This is a genomic window from Citrobacter sp. TBCS-14, assembly GCF_005280805.1.
GTDB lineage: Bacteria > Pseudomonadota > Gammaproteobacteria > Enterobacterales > Enterobacteriaceae > Citrobacter > Citrobacter gillenii.
The window spans coordinates 1-201 of the sequence record NZ_SZWM01001129.1 but is presented as its reverse complement, the minus strand read 5'-3'; the positions used below and the strand labels follow the sequence as shown (position 1 = coordinate 201).

At 57.7% G+C, this 201-nt stretch carries 1 protein-coding gene; it reads left to right on the top strand.

What is annotated here, in order from left to right:
• A partial coding sequence (locus FDX22_RS24395) for a hypothetical protein (protein ID WP_146717912.1) occupies positions 1-201 on the top strand: 201 nt, incomplete at both ends.

The window sequence follows — 201 nt, the reverse complement described above, 5'->3', positions numbered from 1 at the left end:
AGCTGGATGGCGCAAGGTTTTCCGACCGAAGCCATCCACCACGCGCTGGCGGCAGGCGACGCCCATATGCTGCGCGACATTCTGCTCAATCATGCGTGGGGGCTGTTTAACCACAGCGAACTGGCATTACTTGAAGAGTCATTGAAAGCTCTGCCGTGGGAAAGCCTGCTGGAAAATCCGCGTCTGGTTCTGCTGCAAGCC